Here is a 19,135-nt window from a genome sequence, read left to right as displayed (position 1 = left end):
GCGGAGTAACTTGTGATGCTGATAATCTTGTTGACTATCAGTCTGACTGCACAAGCACCCACACGAATTGCTTGATTCAGTTGTTAAAGAGCGGTTGGTTAAGATCTTTCATCTCAACCGAGCGGCGCATTCTACAGCAGCCTCTGTTGCTGTCAAGTGGTTATTTTCAGAAGTTTTCAAAGAATCCTTTGCAACTTCAACCACTTGCGCTTTCGATCTCTCGTCAGCGGGAGGCAAATTCTACAGCGTTACACGCCGCTGTCAACACCTCTTTTTCAACTTCCTTTTGGCTTCGATGACCTGAAGCAACCTGCTGCCGAAAACTGCGTAACTCGTTGTTTACCAAGGAGTTTTCCGTTTCGACTGCGCCGGAAGTGGGCGGATTATAGACAGATAAAATTCGCCGTCAACTGCTAATTCAGGGTTTCTATCAGAAAGCCGTCAAAGCCCCAAAAACCTGCCTGAAAAGGCGCTACTCGCACAAAGACTGCGCAGTATATTGCTCATTTCATATTAGTTAAGCATGATGTGCGCTCTCTCGCCTCCTGATTCCGGAAGACTCCACGCAATGAATGACCACCCCCGCAGTCTGGCTTCGACTCTGCTCCCGGTCGGCCTGCTATTAATAGCCATGGCCTCGATTCAGTCCGGCGCGTCCCTGGCCAAAAGCATGTTCCCGGTCGTGGGCGCCGAAGGAACGACGACCCTGCGACTGATCTTCGCCAGCGTAATCATGGTCCTGTTGCTGCGCCCCTGGAAAGCCAGGCTCACTGCCAAGTCATTGCGTACCGTGATTGTCTATGGCGTGGCGCTGGGCGGCATGAACCTCCTCTTCTATATGTCGCTGCAAACCGTGCCCTTGGGCATCGCCGTTGCATTGGAGTTCACCGGCCCGCTGGCAGTGGCGATCTATGCCTCGCGCAGGGCCATCGACTTCATGTGGATCGGCCTGGCCATCGTCGGCTTGCTGCTGCTTATCCCGACGGACGCGGCAAGCGCGAGCATTGACCTCGTGGGTGCCGGTTACGCACTCGCAGCCGGCGTCTGCTGGGCGCTGTACATTCTCTTCGGCCAGAAGGCCGGGGCAGACAATGGCGTGCAGACTGCCGCGCTCGGGGTGATGATTGCCGCCCTCTTCGTTGCGCCTTTCGGAATCGCCCATGCTGGCGCTGCGTTGCTGACGCCGTCGCTGATCCCCATTGCGCTTGGCGTGGCGATTCTGTCCACCGCCCTTCCTTATACCCTCGAAATGGTCGCCCTCACCCGCATGCCCGCACGCACCTTTGGCACGCTGATGAGCATCGAGCCCGCTGTCGGGGCCTTGTCCGGACTGCTGTTCCTGCACGAGTACCTGTCCCTGGCGCAGTGGATGGCCATTACCTGCATCATCCTTGCCTCCGTGGGCGCAACCATGACCATGCGCAGCGAATCCAAGCCCCTGATAGCGGCAGACTGAGTTTCATTCTGACGAAGGTCTGGTATTTAGCGCTCAATTAGGCCATTTTAGCCCCGACTCGACATAGGATATCGACAGCTCGGGTAGGGATGTCATCGACAAGAAATGAAAGCGCACGCTGTCAGGCTTGGGCGCCAGACCCGAGACCGTATTAGGGAAAGGAATGAAACGATTTTTGGTACTTATTGCAGTACTGGCTATTGCCGGATGTGCCGCGACCTCTAACACCGAAGTTAAGCGTGGGAAAAAAGGCCTTCACATCAACTGCTCCGGCCTTTCGTCCTCTTGGAACAAGTGCGACGCAACCGCCGTCCACGCGTGCGGACCAAAAGGCTACAAGGTGATCGCCAAGTCCGGTGACAGCGTCGAAGACCCGGGCGACTATCCGTTTGGCTTGAACCCTGCCGGGTATACCAGCCGCAGCATGATTATCATCTGCAAGTAATCCGTGCGTTCCTGTCAGACTTTTCGAGTGGCTATCTGCAGTCCGATTTCCTCGTAGCCTGACTGCAATACGCTGCGCTGGACCTCAGGACTCACCAGCATCCGCGCAACCACCAGCGCCCCGACACATTGCGACAGGATGGCCCAGGCCAGACTGTCACTCTCCAGAATAGCTGCCCAGCTTTTGTGCAATCGACATATCCACTGCTCCGCTTCCTGGCGAACGCGGACATCGGAGCGTGCAATCTCGGCCCCCAATGCGGGCAGTGCACACCCGGTCCCGGGGTGCTCGACATGAGCCATGCTCAGGTAGAGCTTGAGACAACGCTCCAGCCTGTCTCGACTCAAGTCCCCCTCGCCACTCAATCGCTCAAGGCTGTGACGCAACTCGCGCTCGACGATCGATACGAAAAGTTCGTCCTTGGAGGCGAAGTGGCTGTAGAACGCCCCGCCGCTGAGCCCAATGGCTTTCATCAATCCATCGACACCCACGGCGCTGAAACCTTCGGTCTTGGCCGATTCCGAGCTGCTTTCCAGCAGTTTCTGCCTGGTTTCCAGTTTGTGACTGGCTGAGTAGCGCATGCTTTTCCCCGAACATCCATCAGCTTGACGTATCCGCAATCGTAGCATAACGTTCGTTTAGTTAACGACCGTTTACCAAAGAGCGATCACTATGACCACCGCTATCAACAACAAGAAAGTCGTACTGGTTGTCGGGGCTGGCGATGCCACCGGCGGCGCCATTGCCAAGCGTTTTGCGCAGGAAGGCCTGATTGCCTGTGTCACCCGTCGCAGCGCCGACAAGTTGCAGCCATTGGTCGATGCCATCAAGGCCAACGGTGGCGAGGCCCACGGTTTTGCGTGCGATGCCCGCAAGGAAGAAGACGTGATCGCGCTGGTGGAACAGATCGAAAGCCAGATAGGCCCGATCGAGGCCTTCGTCTTTAACATTGGTGCCAACGTGCCTTGCAGCATCCTTGAGGAGACGGCCCGCAAATATTTCAAGATCTGGGAAATGGCCTGCTTCTCGGGCTTTCTGAACGCCCGTGAAGTGGCCAAGCGCATGGTGACCCGCCAACGCGGCACGATTCTGTTCACCGGGGCCACTGCCGGTCTGCGGGGCGCCGCCGGGTTTGCCGCGTTCGCCGGCGCCAAGCATGGCATCCGTGCCCTGGCCCAAAGCATGGCGCGGGAACTGGGGCCCATGAACATCCATGTCGCCCATGTGGTGGTCGATGGCGCCATCGACACTGACTTTATCCGCGAGAGCTTCCCGGACAAATATGCGCTCAAGGACCAGGACGGCATTCTTGACCCCGCGCACATTGCCGAAAACTACTGGTACCTGCACAGTCAACCACGGGATGCCTGGACCTTCGAACTGGACCTGCGCCCCTGGAATGAACGCTGGTAAACACTGCCCCAGAACAATAATCAGAGCGTAGCGAACATGAGCAAAACCCTGGAGTTCTACTTCGACCTCGGCAGCCCCGCCACTTACCTGGCCTATACCCAGCTGCCGCGCCTCTGCGAACAAACCGGCTGCCAACTGATCTACCAGCCGATGTTGCTGGGGGGCGTGTTCAAAGCCACCGGCAACTCCTCGCCGGCGACGATCCCGGCCAAGGGACGCTACATGTTCCAGGACCTGACGCGGTACGCCAAGCGCTACGGCGTACCGTTCAAACTCAACCCACACTTCCCCATCAACACCTTGCTACTCATGCGGGCCGTCACCGGCATCCAGCAGCAACAGCCCGAACGCTTCCTCGACTTCATCGATTGCCTGTTTCAGGCGATCTGGGTGGATGGCCGCAACCTCAATGATCCGGCAACCGTCGCCGCCGTGCTCAGCGAACACGGCTTTGATCCCGATACCGTGCTGGCGTTAACGGCGGACGAAGACGTCAAGACCGTGCTCAAGGACAACACCGAGCAAGCGATCAGGCGGGGAGTGTTTGGTGCGCCAAGCATGTTCGTCGATGACCAGTTGTTCTTCGGTCAGGACCGACTGGACTTCGTGCGCGAGGCGTTGAGCTGAATCCGGGTCAAGCCGTGCGCCGTCAGCCCTGGCTGACGGCGCACGCTTGAGTCAGATAGCGGCAGTGCGGATGTTCAGCCAGGCCAGGGCAGCACCATCGAGCAGAGGGCTCAGGCGCTCGCGGACTTGTGCGTGATAGTCGTTGAACCACTCGCGCTCATCCTGGGTCAGCAATGAAGTGTCCAGGCAGCGGGTGTCGATCGGGCACAGGGTCAGGGTTTCGAACCTGAGGAACTCACCGAACTCACTGCTGCCCGCCTCACGGTTCAACACCAGGTTCTCGATCCTCACCCCCCAGCGCCCCGGACGATAAGTACCCGGCTCGATCGAGGTGATCATCCCCGGCTGCATCGCGGTTTGCGGCGCTGGCGCGGCTTGATAGGCAATGACTTGCGGGCCTTCGTGAACGTTCAGGAAGTAACCGACGCCATGCCCGGTGCCATGGCCGTAATCAACGCTTTCGGCCCAGATCGGTGCCCGTGCAATCGAATCGAGCAACGGCGAGAGAATGCCGCGCGGGAACTGCGCGCGGGACAAGGCAATCATGCCCTTGAGGACCCGCGTGCAGTCACGCTTCTGCTCTGCGGTAGGCGTGCCCACCGGCACCATGCGCGTAATGTCGGTGGTGCCGCCCAGGTATTGACCACCGGAGTCGATCAGCAACAGGCCGTCGCCCTCGATCACCGCATGTTCTTCTTCGGTGGCGTGATAGTGCGGCATCGCACCATTGGCATTGTAGGCCGCAATGGTGTTGAAACTCAGCGACACATAACCCGGACGACGGGTACGGGCAGCCGTCAGATGCTCGTCAATGGTCAGTTCGGTGATGCGCTCACGCCCCAGGGCGTCGTCCAGCCAGGTGAAAAATTCGCACAGTGCTGCGCCGTCCTGCTCCATGGCCCGGCGAATGTGCTCGGCATCGGCGAGGCTTTTCTGCGACTTGGCCAGGGTGGTCGGGTTCAGGCCTTCAATCAGCTTCACCCCACTGTCCAGGTTACCCAGCAGACCGGCCGTCACCCGCGCCGGGTCGACTTGCAGGCTTGCACCGTTGGGCACCGCCGCCAAGGCCTGGGCCACTTCGTCGTAGTCACGCAAGGTGACGCCGTCTTCTTCAAGGACCGCGCGCAAGGATGCATCCACTTTGCTCAGTGCGACAAACAGCGTGGCCTGCTCCTGGTTGATCAGCGCAAAGGACACGAACACCGGGTTGAACGACACGTCGCCGCCACGCAGGTTGAACAGCCAGGCGATGTCGTCGAGGGTGGCGATGAAGTGCCAATCGGCACCGCGCGCTTTCAGGGCTTCACGCAATTTGGCGAGTTTTTCGCCACGACTCACAGTGGCCTGTGGCGGCAAGTGCGGGTAGATCGGTTGATCCGGCAGGCGCGGGCGATCGCTCCAGACCTCATTCAACAGATCGATGTCGGTACGCAGCCGGGCGCCACGCTCTTCAAGCTTGCTGCCCAGGGTCCGCGCCGAAGCCACGGCCATGACCGCACCATCCACCGCGACCACGCCACCCTCAGGGGTTTGCTCAGCCAGCCACTCCAGCGGGCCGGGTTGTCCCGGTTGCAGCTTGACCAGCTCGATACCGCTGCCCTTGAGCTCCTTGGTCGCCTGCTCCCAGTAACGGCTGTCAGCCCAGACGCCAGCGAATTCCTGAGTGACGATCAGCGTACCGACCGAGCCATGAAAGCCCGACAACCACTGACGCCCCTGCCAGTAACCCGGCAGGTACTCCGACAGGTGCGGATCGGCCGACGGCACCAGCAGGGCGTGAATGCCCTCCCGGCTCATCAGCTCGCGGGTGAGCGCCAGGCGCTGGGGAACCGTTCCTTGGGTCAAAGGCTGCGTACTCATCATGTCTCCTGCTAACCACTGGGTATTGTTATAGGGCGCTGACTTCTGGTCGGCGCATCAGGGTTGGGCGGTAGCCCAGAACGCCGGTGCACTGGCGCTTGCTGCCTTGATCAATTGTGCCGCCTGATCAATGTCCTGCTCGGTGGTGAAACGTCCCAGGCTCAAGCGAATCGTCCGCCCGGCCGCCCGTGCGTCGTGGCCCAGTGCCAAGAGCACATGGGACGGCGCATTGTTTGCCGAGTTGCAGGCCGAAGTGGCCGAGAAGGCAATCGAAGCACTCAAGGCCTGGGAATTGAACTCTCCCTCGTTGAAGGTCAGGCTCAGGGTATGGGGAATGCGTTGCGTCGGGCTGCCGTTCAAACGCAGGCCGGCAATGCCGTCGAGTTGCTCAAGCAAGCGCTCGCGCAGCCGGCTGATGGTGGCCCCCTCCTCGGCAAAGTGCTCGGACGCCAGGGCGAAGGCGGCGCCCATGGCCGCGATCTGATGGGTGGCCAGGGTTCCGGAGCGCAAGCCCCCTTCATGTCCTCCACCATGGATCTGTGCCTGTAAGCGCTGTTCGGCGCGCGGGCCGACGTAGAGTGCACCGATGCCCTTGGGGCCATAGACCTTGTGCGCGGAAAACGACATCAGGTCGACAGGCCACTGGGCCAGGTCAATCGCTACTTTGCCCGCGCCCTGCGCCGCATCGACGTGGAACAACGCACCGTGCTCGCGCACCCGCTGGCCAATAGCCGGGATGTCGTTGACGGTGCCCAGTTCGTTGTTGACCAGCATCAGCGACACCAGGAAGGTATCCTCGCGCAGCGCTTCGCTGACCGCTTGAGCGGTGATCAGGCCTTCGGCATCCGGCAGCAGGTAGGTGACTTCAACGCCGGCATCCTGCAACTGCCGTGCAGTGTCGAGGATCGCTTTGTGCTCGATCTGGCTGGTAATGATGTGCCCACCGGTCTGTCCCCGGGCCTGGGCCACGCCCTTGAGGGCGAGATTGTTCGATTCGGTGGCGCCGGAGGTCCAGACGATTTGTTGCGCCTGCGCCCCCACCAGATCGGCAACTTGCTGGCGGGCCTGCTCGACCGAGCGGCGGGCCTGCTGGCCAAACGCGTGGGAGCTGGACGCCGGGTTGCCGAAGTTACCACTGAACCCCAGACAGTCGATCATCACCTGGATGACCCGCTCATCCACCGGCGTGGTGGCGGCGTAATCAAAATACAAAGGACGCTTATTCATAAAAGACTCGCAGAGCTGGTTCCGGGATCAGGTACATGGGCTCATTGCCGCGCCACGCTCAGGGTAGCGCGCGAATGACAGGCGCTCAGCAATACCTGATCGGATGCCGTTAAAGAAAGACGACTTCATTTAAAAGTGCGTAGGAACGCTCCTAAAGTCGAGCTTAACAGGCATCGGACATCCGGTCGAAGCACCCGTCAGTTGAAGCTCTCCTGCAGCATCGGGTACAAGGAAGCCACCAGCAACAGCGCCATGCCCCAGTTGAACATCCGCAACCAGCGTCGGTCACGCAGGACATTGCGTAACAGACTGCCGCACACCACCCAGAGACTGACACTGGGCAGGTTGATCAAGGCGAACACGGCGGCGATGACGATCACGTTGGTGAAGTAGCCCTGCAAGGGGGTGTAGGTGCTGATGGCACCAATGGCCATGATCCAGGCCTTGGGATTGACCCACTGAAACGCCGCGGCCCCCAGGTAACTGATCGGCCGGGCCTGATCGTGCCCGGTGTCGGACACCGGCCCCGAGTGGGCGATTTTCCACGCCAGGTACAGCAAATAGGCCGCGCCGATAAAACGCAGCACGCTGTAAAGCAAAGGGTAAGTCTGGAACACAGCGCCCAGGCCAAACCCGACCGCCAGCACCAGGCTGAAGAAACCGCAGGTAATGCCAAGCATGTGCGGAATCGAGCGGTTAAACCCGAAATTGACCCCCGAGGCCAGCAGCATCGTGTTATTCGGGCCAGGGGTAATCGACGTTACCAGGGCGAACAGGGCAAAGCCCAGCAGTAAATCCAGTGAGAGCGTCATGGCGCATTCCGTCGGTGTCAGTCAGATACCGACCCTATCGCAGCCGCGGTCTGCCGCCCATGGACAGTTGGGTAAAACTTCAAGCAGTACAGTGCCTCAACTGGAGCGACCGTGAAGCGTCACGCCCCGCTCGGCGTTCATCTCACCGTGCCGGTCGAAACCGAAGGCCTTTTGCGGTTGGCCAAGCAGTTCGGCTTTTTTGGCCTGGTATTCATCAAACGACAATCCACGGCGATTCAGGGCTTCCAATGCCAGCTCCCGGCTTTCCTCGGCGGTGTAGGGGCGCAACTCGGGCGCGGACTGGCTGGCACAACCGGCGAACACCGAGGTCATCAACAACAACGAAGAAACGAGCAAAACGTGCATGAGGGCGATTCCCGGGAGCTGGCCTGAAACAATGGACACAGGCTACCCCCGCCCCTTTCGGGAGAAAAATCATCGTCCTCGATAGTCATTATTGAGCGCACTGCCGTCTTTCCACGGTTCAGTTCACCAGGCTGCACTGCAACGCATTGTCTGCGCTGCGTTCGATGCTGCGCAGCACCTGGAAGGAGCCAAAGGTGACGCCCTTGGCCTGATGGGCGCGGATCAGTTGCCAGAAATCCTGTTCACCGCTCTCGAAACCGCGGAACGCCGCCTCACCTGCTTCGCGCGATTGCCATTGCAGGTAATTGAGCACGCGCCGGCCGTCATCGCTGGCCTGCACGCTGGCACTGAGAAAACCCTGGTAGTGCTGGGCCAGATGTTCGGTCTGTGCAGACAGCGCCGAGACCAATCCTGGCTGTTGATGGGGTTCGATCTCGAACTCGATCAGTTGGGTAAAACTGCAATTTCTCTCTACTGGCTGCATGAGGATTCCCCCTGGCACGTAAGTCGCGACTTGCGAATGAAAGGTCGGCAGGATAAAACCTCTACTTAAGTAAAGGTCAAGCGGCAATTGAAATGACGATCAAGGAAAACCTGCACAAAGAGTTGAGCGTCGGCCAATTGGCCGAACGCAGCGGCGTAGCGGTCACGGCCCTGCACTTCTACGAGTCCAAGGGGTTGATCAAGAGCAACCGCAATCAGGGCAATCAACGGCGCTATCCTCGCGAAGTACTGCGACGGGTGGCACTGATCAAGGTTGCCCAGCGCCTGGGCATCCCCTTGGCGGAGATCGGCCGGGCACTCAAGTCCCTCCCGGATCACCGGGCTCCGACGGCCACGGACTGGAAACAGCTGTCCGCGCAATGGAGCAAGGACCTGAATGAGCGAATCACTCAGTTGACCTTGCTGCGCGACAAGCTCAACGGCTGCATCGGTTGCGGCTGCCTGTCGATGGAGGCCTGCCCGCTACGCAACTACGGGGATGTGCTCGGCGAACAAGGCGCGGGGGCACAATTGCTGGCGCCGGGAACGGCTGACCCGCAACGGCATGACTGATGGCCCTCTAATTGCCATGCTGCAGTCCGTCGGCCTCTCGGAGAGGTTGAACAGGCTGGCCTATAGTTATCCGACCGGAAACCGGCGAAGGACTTGCACCACCTCATCAACGAAAACAGGGAGAACGGTCATGAGTGTCAAACCCATTCCCGAGGGTTATCGAAGCATCACCCCCTATCTGGGCATCCAGAAAGCCGCTGAAGCCATCGAGTTCTACAAGAAAGCCTTCGGAGCCACGGAAATCATGCGCCTGTCGATGCCCGACGGCGGTATCGGCCATGCCGAACTGCGTATTGGCGACTGCGCGATCATGCTCGGCACGCCGTGTGATCAAGGTCCGCTGAGCAACCCCGACAATTCGCCCTCCGTAGGCCTGCATTTGTATGTCGAGGATGTTGATGCCCGCTATGCCCAGGCGATCAAGGCCGGCGGTATCGTGGTTTCAGAAGTGAAGGACCAGTTCTACGGCGACCGCTCGGGGACCTTGAAAGACCCCTACGGCCACCTGTGGTTTCTAGCGACCCACAAGGAGGACTTGACCCAGGAACAGATCGAGCAGCGAGCCAAGGAAATGTTCACCCCGCAATAATCCCCTCCCCTGCAGGAACCGGTTGGCCAGCGTAGACGGCGTATCGACCCTCATCGCCTCGGCGGCCAGCCGGCTCCCGCAGGTCTGCGCACCCACCGCATCGCCCCACTGAAACATTTTCTTTCATATTGCCCTTCGGGATTTATGATTCTCATTCGTCTTAATTAGATGCAGCGGGCCGCGTAGGCAAAAGCCACGGCAAGCTTTTTTGGGAATCACGGTGTTCCAGCACCGCTCCTCTCATCGATTAAAGACCCCCCATTCATGTCGAAGAAGTCCCGTTCCAAACTCTGGTTCCTGGTACACAGCTGGCTCGCGTTGCCCATCTGGTTCTTTGTCCTGATCGTCTGCGTCACCGGCACCCTGGCGGTGGTCAGCCAGGAGATCGTCTGGCTGGCCAATCCGGACATCCGTGCCAGCCAGCCGTCCGACGACGCCGAACTGCTCAGCTATGATCAGGTCATCGCCGCCATCAAGAAGGCCGAACCGGACACCCTTGTCGAGTCCATCAGTCGCCCGGATGAATCACACTTCGCCCTGTCGGCTGATGTCAGCTACCCCGACGGGCGATCGGTCACGGTCTACGTCAACCCCTATACCGGGGTGATTCAAGGGATCAGCCCGGACTTCAACTTCCAGGCCTTCACCCGCGCACTGCATGGCTGGTGGCTGGTGCCCTTTACCAACGGCTTCAGTTGGGGCTGGTACCTGGTGTCGTTCCTGGGCATTCCGTTGCTGGTGTCCCTGATCACCGGGCTGGTGGTGTACAAGAAATTCTGGAAAGGCTTTTTCAAGCCCACGCTACGGGTTCGCCATGGCGCGAGGATTTTCTGGGGAGACTTCCACCGCCTCAGTGGTATCTGGTCGATCTGGTTCATCGCGGTGATTTCCATCACCGGCATCTGGTTCCTGATCCAGGCGCTGCTGTCCGATTTCCACATTTCCATTTCCAGCGAGCCGGTAATCCCGGTGGTGGCCCGTGAGAGCGTGCCGCTGTCGCCGAGCGGTACGCCAGCGAAAATGATCGACCTGGACAACGCCATCCTGATTGCCCAGGAGAAAATCCCGGGGCTGGAAGCCAGCTTCGTCAGCCTGCCGTCCAACGCCTACAGCCACCTGACCATCGGTGGCCGTGGCTGGTACCCGTTGATGTTCCAGACCGCAACGATCAATCCCTACAACGGCGACATCGACGCCTCGCGCCTGTTGTCGGACCGCAGCGGCCTGGAGTTCGTCACCGAATCCATGCGGCCCTTGCACACCGGTGATTTCGGCGGGCTGTGGATCAAGCTGATCTGGTTCTTCTTCGGCCTGGTGTTGAGCATGATGGTCCTCAGCGGCCTGCTGATCTGGACCAAACGCACGGCCCTGGCCACCGCCAATGCCCTCAAGCGCAGTAACAAGACCGCGCGTCCCGCCAGGGCCGGGCAGCCGGCTCCCGTCATGAACATCGACACGCCGGAGGGCAACCTGTGAGCAACGTCACCGCAGCCGCACCACCGTCGCGCCTGAGCCAGCTATGGCACAAGTGGCGCTTTCACATCAATGTCCTGCTGATCCTGATTCCACTGGGGTTCATGCCCAAGTACTTCGCTGACGCCGCGCTGTTTCGCGGCGACAGCGGGTTGGGCGAGCGTGAAATCGGTGAGGTCCAGGTCGGTCCCTGGAGCCTGCACCTGGCCGAGTTGCGCAATGCCGCGCCGGAAATGTCCGGCCCGGCCGGCTACATGAAGAGCTTCAACGCGGCGCTGTGCAAGACCTGCGCCGAGCAGGTCAAGGCCACCTACCTGCGCATCGGCAAACCCCGCAGCCTGCGCGCCGCCGGGGTGATCTTCTTCGGCACGCCCTACCGCATGGGCGCCATGCTGCCGGTCCCGGAGAAGACCCGCGCCGACGCTGAAATCTGGATCACCATGGAAGGCTGGGACGGCAGCCTGCACCAGGCAGCCGTGCCACTGAACAAGGCGTCCCCGGCGACCCTCGCCTGGCTGAACAAACAAGGAGGCAAACCATGAAGAGCGCCCACCCCATGACCGCTGTCCGCCTGATTGGCAGCACCTTCGCCCTGGCACTCAGTGCAGGCTTCAGCGCCCAGGCGCTGGCCCACAACCCGATGTGCGAGTGCAAGGCCATCGATGCCGAACAGATTCGCTGCACCGGTGGCTTCTCCGATGGCAGCGGTGCCCCCGGTGTCACCCTGGACGTGATCGGTTACGACGAAACCATCCTGGTACCGGGCAAGCTGGGTACCGACTCGACCCTGACCTTCAAAAAGCCGGGGACCGAGTTCTACGTGCTGTTCGACGCCGGCCCAGGGCACGTAGTCGAGATCGACCAAGCGGATATCGAGGCCCCATGAGCAACCCGACGACACAGGTAGTCCGCCCGGCCGGTGCCGGCCATGAAACCCTTTATGTACTGCTCTTGTGCCTGGCGATCCTGACGGTTGCCGCTTCGGTGGTGCTGTGGCGCGGTGAGACGCAGGTGGTCAGCAGTATCGAACACCATCAGTTGGACGCCCGACGCGACCTCAGTGCCTCCGAACAAGGCATTTACGCCGACCTGCGGGTGACCCTCGACGAAATCCACCTGCTGCGCGAAGAACAGCACGTCCCGCCCTCCCCACAAACCCTCGCCGATGAAGGTTTTGCCCCCTTCGCCCAGGACGCCAGTTCGCTCAGTCGCGGCGCTCATGCCTGGCAAATGCTGGTAACCAGCGCCTACTTCGGTCACAGCCAGGCGCCGAGCGTTGCCGGTTCGTTTCTGATGCGCCTGAGCGCTGACGATGAGGGCGAGCCGGACATCTGGCTCAACCGTAGCGCCAGCCTCACTGCCCCCTCCGACCTGGCCGATGCCACGCTCATCAGCGCGGGCTGGCAACAGATCGTCGCCCAATTCGATGCTGGCGTCACCCGCCAGCATCGGCACTGATTTTGCGCATTCACCCGAGAGAAGACCGCTTGCCCATGCCTAGTTCATCTCAACGCTATCCTTTGCTGTCCATTGCCCGGCGCCTGCTCATCGGCCTACTGGCCGTCTTGATCGTGCCACTGGCCAGTGCCGATCAGGCCAAGCGCCTGCGCATCGGCATTACGCTGCATCCGTATTACAGCTACGTGACCAATATTGTCGGCGACAAGGCCGACGTTGTGCCGCTGATTCCGGCGGGCTTCAACCCCCATGCCTACGAGCCTCGCGCCGAAGACATCAAGCGCATCGCCGGCCTGGACGTGATCGTACTCAACGGTGTCGGCCATGACGATTTTGCCGACCGCATGATCGCCGCCAGCGAAACCCCGAACGTCAAGGTGATCGAGGCCAACGAAAACGTGCCGTTGCTGGCTGCCACCGGCGTGGCGGCGCGCGGCGCGGGCAAGGTGGTGAACCCTCACACCTTCCTGTCGATCAGCGCCTCCATTGCCCAAGTCAACAACATCGCCCGGGAGCTGGGCAAGATCGACCCGGACAATGCCAAGGCCTACACCCAGAACGCCCGCGCCTACGGCAAACGCCTGCGGCAGATGCGCGCCGACGCCCTGGCCAGGCTGACCACCGCGCCCAACGCCGATCTGCGGGTGGCCACCGTCCATGCCGCCTACGACTACCTGTTGCGTGAGTTCGGCCTGGAAGTGACCGCCGTGGTCGAGCCGGCCCACGGCATTGAGCCCAGCCCGAGCCAACTGAAGAAAACCATCGACCAACTGCGTGAGCTGGACGTGAAGGTGATCTTCTCGGAGATGGACTTTCCGTCCGCCTACGTCGACACCATCCAGCGCGAGTCCGGGGTCAGGCTCTACCCGCTGTCGCACATCTCCTACGGTGATTACAGCGCCGACAAATATGAAAAGGAAATGACCGGCAACCTCAACACCGTGGTCCGGGCCATTCAGGAGGCCGGCGCATGACGGCCCAGCAAACCCTGACCGCACAACGTGCCGGTCCGGCCCTGAACTTCAACGATGTCAGCCTGACACTCGGGCGCACGACGATCCTCGACCAGGTGAGCTTTGAGGTGCAACCCGGCAACGTGCATGCGCTGGTCGGCCCCAACGGCGGCGGCAAAAGCTCGCTGATCAAGACCCTGCTCGGGCAAATGCCCCATCAGGGCCTTCTGAGCCTGGAATGGCCGGGCGAGCCGGGCACCATCGGCTACGTGCCGCAAGCCCTGGAGTTCGATCGCGGCTTGCCCCTCACCGTCGACGACTTCATGGCCGCCATGTGCCAGCGCCGTCCTGCGTTCCTGGGCATCAGCCGGCACTACAGCGCAGCCATCGGCGAAGCGCTGGAACGGGTCGGCATGCAGGACAAACGCAAACGCCGCATGGGGGCACTGTCCGGTGGCGAGCGCCAGCGCGTGCTGTTGGCTCAGGGGTTGATCCCGGCACCGCAGCTGCTGGTGCTCGACGAGCCGATGTCGGCCCTCGATGAAGCGGGGATCCAGGTGTTTGAACGGTTGCTGGACGATTGGCGCCAGGCCGGGATCACCGTGCTGTGGATCGAGCACGACCTGGAAGCCGTAGGCCGCCTTGCCGATCGCGTCACCGGGCTCAATCACCGTGTACTGTTTGACGCCACGCCGAAACAGGCGCTGACCCCGGAACGCTTACTGAGCCTGTTCTCCACCCACCCACGAACCGCCGGGAGCGCCGCGTGATGAGTTACGAAGCCTTTCGTTTGATGGTTCAGGGCTGGGCCTCTTCGGGTTACTTGCCCGAAGCGCTGGCCTACGGGTTTGTGGTCAACGCACTGCTCGCAGGGTTGTTGATCGGCCCGGTGCTGGGTGGCCTGGGCACGCTGGTGGTGGTCAAGCGCTTCGCGTTTTTCTCCGAAGCGGTCGGCCATGCGGCATTGACCGGCGTGGCCATCGGCATTCTGCTGGGTGAACCCTACACCGGCCCTTATGGCAGCCTGTTCGGCTACTGCCTGCTGTTCGGCATCCTGCTCAACTACCTGCGCAACCGCACTGGCCTTGCGCCCGACACCCTGATCGGGGTCTTCCTCTCGGTTTCATTGGCCCTAGGCGCCAGCTTGCTGCTGATTCTGGCCGGCAAGATCAACGTGCACATTCTGGAGAACGTGCTGTTCGGCTCGGTGCTCACGGTCAACGGCAATGACCTGCTAGTACTGGCCATCGTCGGTTCACTGGTGATGGGCCTGAGCCTGCCGCTGTACAACCGCATCATGCTGGCCAGTTTCAACCCGCAACTGGCGGCGGTGCGCGGGGTTGCGGTCAAGACCCTCGACTACCTGTTCGTGGTCCTGGTCACGCTGATCACCGTGGCCGCCGTGAAAGTCATCGGCGCCATCCTGGTGGGCGCGCTGCTGGTGATTCCGGCGGCCGCGGCACGCCTGCTGAGTCAATCGCTCAAGGGCTTCTTCTGGTGTTCGGTGCTCATCGCCACCGTCAGTACCCTGTGCGGGATTCTGGCGCCGATTGTCTTCGACCTGCCGATTCCGTCAGGGGCCGCGATCATTCTGACGGCCGGCATCGCCTTCGCCCTCGCCGCCATCGCCCGTGGCGTGGTCCCCAGCCTCAAAGGGAATATTGGATAAATGTCATTTTCCATGCGTCAGCTGACCTTGGCCATGGCCCTGTGCGGCCTGGCAAACACCAGCACCTTCGCCACCGACCGCTTCGAACCGATGCGCCTGGCGGCCAATAATGGCATTGGCAACACCGTGCAGCATGCCGCGACCGCGGCCCACACAGTACACGTGCTGGCCTCGCTGCCGATCACCCATGGCCTGGCCGCCAGCCTGACCGAGGGCACCGACATCGTGCTGGAACGTGCGGCTCCCGCCAATCTTCCGGGCTCGCGACAAGCCGCGTACTTCTCCGGACGGGGTGCAGTGGCCCTGCACACCTTGTCGCAGCAAGCGGACGCGGTGATCGGCCTGCGCTCGTTGTGGCCAGACGACCCGCTGTACCCGAACGCCCGACGCAGCAATATCCGTATCGTTGAAATCGATGCCGCGCGCCCGGTGGACGGTGCCTTGCCGGGCGTTGCCTTGCAGCCGGGCAATGTCGACGGGCTGAACAGCCAACCCTGGATGGCCAGCAACAACATGGGACGCATGGCCGACGTGATTGCCGCTGATCTGGTGCGCCTGGCCCCCGAGGCCAAGCCGAGGATCGAGAGCAACCTGGCAACCCTCAAGCAACGCCTGCTCAAACTCAGCGCGGACAGCGAAGCGCAACTGGCCGATATCGACAACCTCAGCACGTTCAGCCTCAGCGATCACTTCACCTACCTGGTCAGCGGCCTCAACCTGGAACAGGTCGGCCTCGACACCCGCGCCGACAACGAGTGGACAGCCGAAACCCTGCAACAGCTGAGCGCAACCCTCAAGGACAACGATGTAGCGGTGGTGCTGCATCACCGCCCGCCATCGGAGGTACTGAAGGCTGCCATCACCGCGGGGGGCAGCCGGTTGCTGGTGCTGCAGACCGACGGCGCCGATCCGGTGGCCGAGCTGTCCGGCAACATCAATCAAGTGCTCCAGGCGCTGAAAAGCCAGTCCTGAAACCTTCCACCTGAAGTCGCGGCCCTACCGGGCCGCGCTTACAAAGTCCCTCAAGAAACCAGGCCGCCCCCCGTGCTAGCGTGCCCTGCGCATGACGCGAACAGACAGGGAAAGGGACTAAACCATGAGCGACTCCATCGCACTGAACAAGGCCAACTGGGACGAGCGCGCACCGTTGCATGCCGCCTCAGCGGAATACGCGACCGCCGCCTTTATCGACGACCCCCGGCATCTATCCGATGTCGTGCGGTTCGACTTGCCACTGCTGGGGGATATTTGCGGACTGCGCGGCGTGCACCTGCAGTGCCATATCGGTACCGACACCCTTTCACTGGCCCGACTGGGCGCACAGATGACCGGGCTCGACTTCTCACCGGCCGCCCTGGCTCAGGCCCGCGCCCTGGCGCAGCAATGCGGAGTGCCCATCGCCTACGTTGAGTCCGAGCTTTATCACGCCACCGAGGTGTTGCCCCGCGCGGCATTCGATCTGGTGTACACCGGCATTGGCGCCCTGTGCTGGCTACCGAGCATCGACGCCTGGGCACGCACCGTCAGCGAACTGCTCAAACCTGGAGGACGGTTGTTCATCCGCGAGGGCCACCCGATGCTGTGGGCGCTCAATGAAGACTGCGAACACGCCCTGTCTGTAGAGCTCCCGTATTTCGAGCGTGAAGCGCCACAGGTGTGGGACGACGACCGCACCTATGTCCAAACAAATGTCTCGCTCAAGGCGACGGTGACCCATGAATGGAACCACGGTCTGGGGGAAATCATCAGTGCATTGCTGGCCCACGGGCTGGACATCACCGGCCTGGTCGAACATCAAAGCATTCCCTGGGATGCTCTGCCGGGCCAGATGGTCAGCGACGCCAACGGTGAATACCGCCTCAAGGAAGCTCCGTGGCGCCTGCCGTTGACCTACACCTTGCAGGCCGTCAAACGCAGTACCTGAAGCCCGGGGACGCAGACGAAAAAGCCCGTTGAACCCAAGGTCCAACGGGCTTTTTGTCAACCGCGCAGTCAGTTGCCGGCGGCGGCCTGCTCGGCCATTTTCTGGCGCAGGCTCAAGGGTCGCATGTCGGTCCAGACCTTTTCGATATAGGCCAGGCACTCTTTCTTGAAGCCGCTTTTACCCACGGTGCGCCAGCCTTGCGGCACGGCCTTGTAGTCCGGCCAGATCGAGTACTGCTCTTCATGGTTGACCACTACCTGAAAGAGGATGTCCTCGCGGTCGAATACTGAAGTCATGGTGAATCTCCATCGCTGTAGGATGGGCTGCACCGCACGTGCAGCCGTTGTGTAGAAGAAACGTATCAAGCCCAGAGAAAATTAGAGTTCGGCAACCGCGGCGCCCAGCGCACGCCCGAAAATCTCTGCCACGCGATCAATCTCGTCGGCAGTGATGATCAGCGGTGGCAGGAAGCGCACCACACACCCGTGACGCCCGCCCAACTCCAGGATCAATCCGCGCTTGAGGCATTCACGCTGAACCCGTGGCGCCAACTGACCGAACGCTGGCGGATGACCCTGCGCGTCTGCTTCACCGGCCGGGTTGACCAGTTCAACACCAAGCATCAGGCCACGGCCACGGATGTCGCCCAATTGCGCAAAGTCCTGCTGCAGAAGACGCAGGTGTGCGGCCAAGCGCTCACCCATGACCTGCGCGTGGTCGGCGACCTTGTGTTCGATCAGGTAACGCATCACCGCGGAGCCTGCTGCCATGGCCATCTGGTTGCCACGGAACGTGCCGGCATGGGCGCCCGGTAGCCAGGTGTCGAGCCAGTCGCGATAGACCACCACCGCCAGCGGCAAGCTGCCGCCGATGGCTTTGGACATCACCACGACATCCGGGATGATCCCCGCATGTTCGAAGGCAAACATCTTCCCGGTACGGGCAAAGCCGCTCTGGATTTCATCGACAATCAAGGCCACCCCGGCCTGCTCGGTGATCCGGCGCAGACCCCGCAGCCAGTCGAGATCGGCCGGAATCACCCCGCCCTCGCCCTGCACGGCTTCAACGATCACTGCCGCCGGCAACTGCACGCCGGCCTCCGGATCGTTCAACAGGTTTTCCAGATAATGCAGGTTGGCCTTCACCCCGCGCTCGCCACCCAGACCGAACGGGCAACGGTAGTCATAGGGGAACGGCATGAACTGCACGCCATTGCCGAGCAACGCCCCCAAAGGCTTCTTCGGTCCCAGGCTGCCCATCAGGCTTAACGCGCCCTGGCTCATACCGTGATAACCGCCCTGGAACGACAACACCGTACTGCGTCCGGTGGCGGTACGTACCAACTTCAAGGCCGCCTCCACCGCATCGGTACCGGTCGGGCCACAGAACTGGATTTTCGCTTCGCCAGCCAGGGCCGCAGGCAGCAGGCCGAACAGGTCCTGCACAAACTGATCCTTGACCGGCGTGGTCAGGTCCAGAGTGTGCAGCGGCAATTCATCGGCCAGGACCTGCTGGATCGCCTCGATCACCACCGGGTGGTTGTGCCCCAGCGCCAACGTGCCGGCACCGGCCAGACAGTCGATAAAACGCCGCCCTTCCACGTCCTCGACATAAAGGCCCCTGGCGCGTTTGAGCGCCAGCGGAATACGCCGTGGGTAGCTGCGGGCATTGGATTCCTGTCGGCTTTGCCGGGCCAGCAGCGGTGACTCGTTGAACTGGTAAAGCACTTCGACCGGCGCCGGTTGCACGTTGACAAGGCTGGTAGCGACTGACATCTCTCGACCCTCGATACGCGGATGATAGTGAC

General features: G+C 61.3%; 23 protein-coding genes and 1 pseudogene. 16 read left to right on the top strand and 8 right to left on the bottom strand.

Annotation, left to right across the window (positions count from 1 at the left end; genetic code table 11):
- From CKW07_RS25545 to CKW07_RS15930, 3 genes and pseudogenes are all read left to right on the top strand, one after another.
- Window positions 1-299: pseudogene (locus CKW07_RS25545) on the top strand (hypothetical protein); the annotation flags it as partial.
- Between the two features lie 269 nt (window positions 300-568).
- On the top strand, window positions 569-1,456 hold the full coding sequence (gene rhtA / locus CKW07_RS15935) for a threonine/homoserine exporter RhtA (RefSeq protein ID WP_095145794.1): 888 nt from the start codon (window positions 569-571) through the stop codon (window positions 1,454-1,456).
- Between the two features lie 163 nt (window positions 1,457-1,619).
- Entirely contained in the window at window positions 1,620-1,901 is a 282-nt protein-coding gene (locus CKW07_RS15930; RefSeq protein WP_095145792.1) for a hypothetical protein, read from the top strand.
- 14 nt (window positions 1,902-1,915) lie between these two features.
- Here the strand turns inward: CKW07_RS15930 and CKW07_RS15925 are convergent, their stop codons facing one another.
- Entirely contained in the window at window positions 1,916-2,482 is a 567-nt protein-coding gene (locus tag CKW07_RS15925; RefSeq protein ID WP_095145791.1) for a TetR/AcrR family transcriptional regulator, read from the bottom strand.
- A 91-nt stretch (window positions 2,483-2,573) separates the two neighbouring features.
- Between CKW07_RS15925 and CKW07_RS15920 the strand changes: the two genes are divergently transcribed.
- Together CKW07_RS15920 and CKW07_RS15915 are read left to right on the top strand one after the other, a co-directional pair.
- Window positions 2,574-3,314: an SDR family oxidoreductase gene (locus tag CKW07_RS15920; RefSeq protein WP_095145790.1), complete on the top strand. Its 741-nt coding sequence runs from the start codon at window positions 2,574-2,576 to the stop codon at window positions 3,312-3,314.
- Window positions 3,315-3,350: 36 nt separating this feature from the next.
- Window positions 3,351-3,941: a 2-hydroxychromene-2-carboxylate isomerase gene (locus tag CKW07_RS15915; RefSeq protein WP_095145788.1), complete on the top strand. Its 591-nt coding sequence runs from the start codon at window positions 3,351-3,353 to the stop codon at window positions 3,939-3,941.
- Window positions 3,942-3,992: 51 nt separating this feature from the next.
- On the opposite strand, the gene CKW07_RS15910 is transcribed toward CKW07_RS15915, so the two are convergent.
- The 5 genes from CKW07_RS15910 to CKW07_RS15890 form a co-directional block, all read right to left on the bottom strand.
- Window positions 3,993-5,801: an aminopeptidase P family protein gene (locus tag CKW07_RS15910; RefSeq protein ID WP_095145786.1), complete on the bottom strand. Its 1,809-nt coding sequence runs from the start codon at window positions 5,799-5,801 to the stop codon at window positions 3,993-3,995.
- A 57-nt stretch (window positions 5,802-5,858) separates the two neighbouring features.
- Window positions 5,859-7,028, bottom strand: a complete 1,170-nt coding sequence (locus tag CKW07_RS15905) for a cysteine desulfurase family protein (RefSeq protein ID WP_095145784.1) — start codon at window positions 7,026-7,028, stop codon at window positions 5,859-5,861.
- 197 nt (window positions 7,029-7,225) lie between these two features.
- Window positions 7,226-7,840, bottom strand: a complete 615-nt coding sequence (locus CKW07_RS15900) for a LysE family translocator (RefSeq protein WP_095145782.1) — start codon at window positions 7,838-7,840, stop codon at window positions 7,226-7,228.
- A 96-nt stretch (window positions 7,841-7,936) separates the two neighbouring features.
- Window positions 7,937-8,206 (bottom strand): hypothetical protein, encoded by a 270-nt coding sequence (locus CKW07_RS15895; protein WP_095145780.1) that lies wholly within the window; start codon window positions 8,204-8,206, stop codon window positions 7,937-7,939.
- Between the two features lie 118 nt (window positions 8,207-8,324).
- A complete protein-coding gene (locus CKW07_RS15890) occupies window positions 8,325-8,690 on the bottom strand; it encodes an antibiotic biosynthesis monooxygenase (protein ID WP_095080071.1) in 366 nt (121 codons plus the stop codon).
- 92 nt (window positions 8,691-8,782) lie between these two features.
- On the opposite strand from CKW07_RS15890, the gene soxR reads away from it, so the two are divergent.
- From soxR to CKW07_RS15835, 11 genes are all read left to right on the top strand, one after another.
- Window positions 8,783-9,262 carry a redox-sensitive transcriptional activator SoxR gene (gene soxR / locus CKW07_RS15885; protein WP_095145779.1) on the top strand — a complete coding sequence of 160 codons (480 nt, stop codon included), beginning with the start codon at window positions 8,783-8,785 and terminating at the stop codon, window positions 9,260-9,262.
- 130 nt (window positions 9,263-9,392) lie between these two features.
- Window positions 9,393-9,851, top strand: a complete 459-nt coding sequence (locus tag CKW07_RS15880) for a VOC family protein (protein ID WP_095145778.1) — start codon at window positions 9,393-9,395, stop codon at window positions 9,849-9,851.
- A gap of 264 nt (window positions 9,852-10,115) precedes the next feature.
- A complete protein-coding gene (locus CKW07_RS15875; protein ID WP_095145776.1) occupies window positions 10,116-11,327 on the top strand; it encodes a PepSY domain-containing protein in 1,212 nt (403 codons plus the stop codon).
- A complete protein-coding gene (locus CKW07_RS15870; protein WP_095145774.1) occupies window positions 11,324-11,866 on the top strand; it encodes a thiamine pyrophosphate-binding protein in 543 nt (180 codons plus the stop codon). The genes CKW07_RS15875 and CKW07_RS15870 overlap by 4 nt, the downstream gene beginning before the upstream one ends.
- Window positions 11,867-11,880: 14 nt before the next feature.
- Window positions 11,881-12,210, top strand: coding sequence for a hypothetical protein (locus CKW07_RS15865; RefSeq protein ID WP_095145800.1), 330 nt, complete (start codon window positions 11,881-11,883; stop codon window positions 12,208-12,210).
- Entirely contained in the window at window positions 12,207-12,782 is a 576-nt protein-coding gene (locus CKW07_RS15860) for a DUF6162 family protein (protein ID WP_095145772.1), read from the top strand. Before CKW07_RS15865 ends, CKW07_RS15860 begins: the two co-directional genes overlap by 4 nt.
- 35 nt (window positions 12,783-12,817) lie before the next feature.
- Window positions 12,818-13,756, top strand: coding sequence for a metal ABC transporter substrate-binding protein (locus CKW07_RS15855; protein ID WP_095145770.1), 939 nt, complete (start codon window positions 12,818-12,820; stop codon window positions 13,754-13,756).
- Window positions 13,753-14,505, top strand: a complete 753-nt coding sequence (locus tag CKW07_RS15850; protein ID WP_095145768.1) for a metal ABC transporter ATP-binding protein — start codon at window positions 13,753-13,755, stop codon at window positions 14,503-14,505. The genes CKW07_RS15855 and CKW07_RS15850 overlap by 4 nt, the downstream gene beginning before the upstream one ends.
- Entirely contained in the window at window positions 14,505-15,404 is a 900-nt protein-coding gene (locus CKW07_RS15845; protein WP_095080079.1) for a metal ABC transporter permease, read from the top strand. The genes CKW07_RS15850 and CKW07_RS15845 overlap by 1 nt, the downstream gene beginning before the upstream one ends.
- Entirely contained in the window at window positions 15,405-16,376 is a 972-nt protein-coding gene (locus tag CKW07_RS15840; RefSeq protein ID WP_095145766.1) for a metal ABC transporter solute-binding protein, Zn/Mn family, read from the top strand.
- A 124-nt stretch (window positions 16,377-16,500) separates the two neighbouring features.
- Window positions 16,501-17,328, top strand: coding sequence for a bifunctional 2-polyprenyl-6-hydroxyphenol methylase/3-demethylubiquinol 3-O-methyltransferase UbiG (locus tag CKW07_RS15835; protein ID WP_095145764.1), 828 nt, complete (start codon window positions 16,501-16,503; stop codon window positions 17,326-17,328).
- Between the two features lie 68 nt (window positions 17,329-17,396).
- Here the strand turns inward: CKW07_RS15835 and CKW07_RS15830 are convergent, their stop codons facing one another.
- Together CKW07_RS15830 and CKW07_RS15825 are read right to left on the bottom strand one after the other, a co-directional pair.
- Window positions 17,397-17,624 carry an MbtH family protein gene (locus CKW07_RS15830; RefSeq protein WP_095145763.1) on the bottom strand — a complete coding sequence of 76 codons (228 nt, stop codon included), beginning with the start codon at window positions 17,622-17,624 and terminating at the stop codon, window positions 17,397-17,399.
- An 81-nt stretch (window positions 17,625-17,705) separates the two neighbouring features.
- The gene (locus CKW07_RS15825; RefSeq protein WP_095145761.1) at window positions 17,706-19,103 is read right to left on the bottom strand and encodes an aspartate aminotransferase family protein; all 1,398 of its coding nucleotides are present in this window, start codon (window positions 19,101-19,103) and stop codon (window positions 17,706-17,708) included.
- Between the last annotated feature and the right edge of the window lie 32 nt (window positions 19,104-19,135).

The organism is Pseudomonas sp. Irchel s3b6 (assembly GCF_900187415.1).
Classification (GTDB): domain Bacteria; phylum Pseudomonadota; class Gammaproteobacteria; order Pseudomonadales; family Pseudomonadaceae; genus Aquipseudomonas.
The sequence above is the reverse complement of the archived record's forward strand: the minus strand, read 5'-3'. Positions and strand labels throughout refer to the sequence as shown.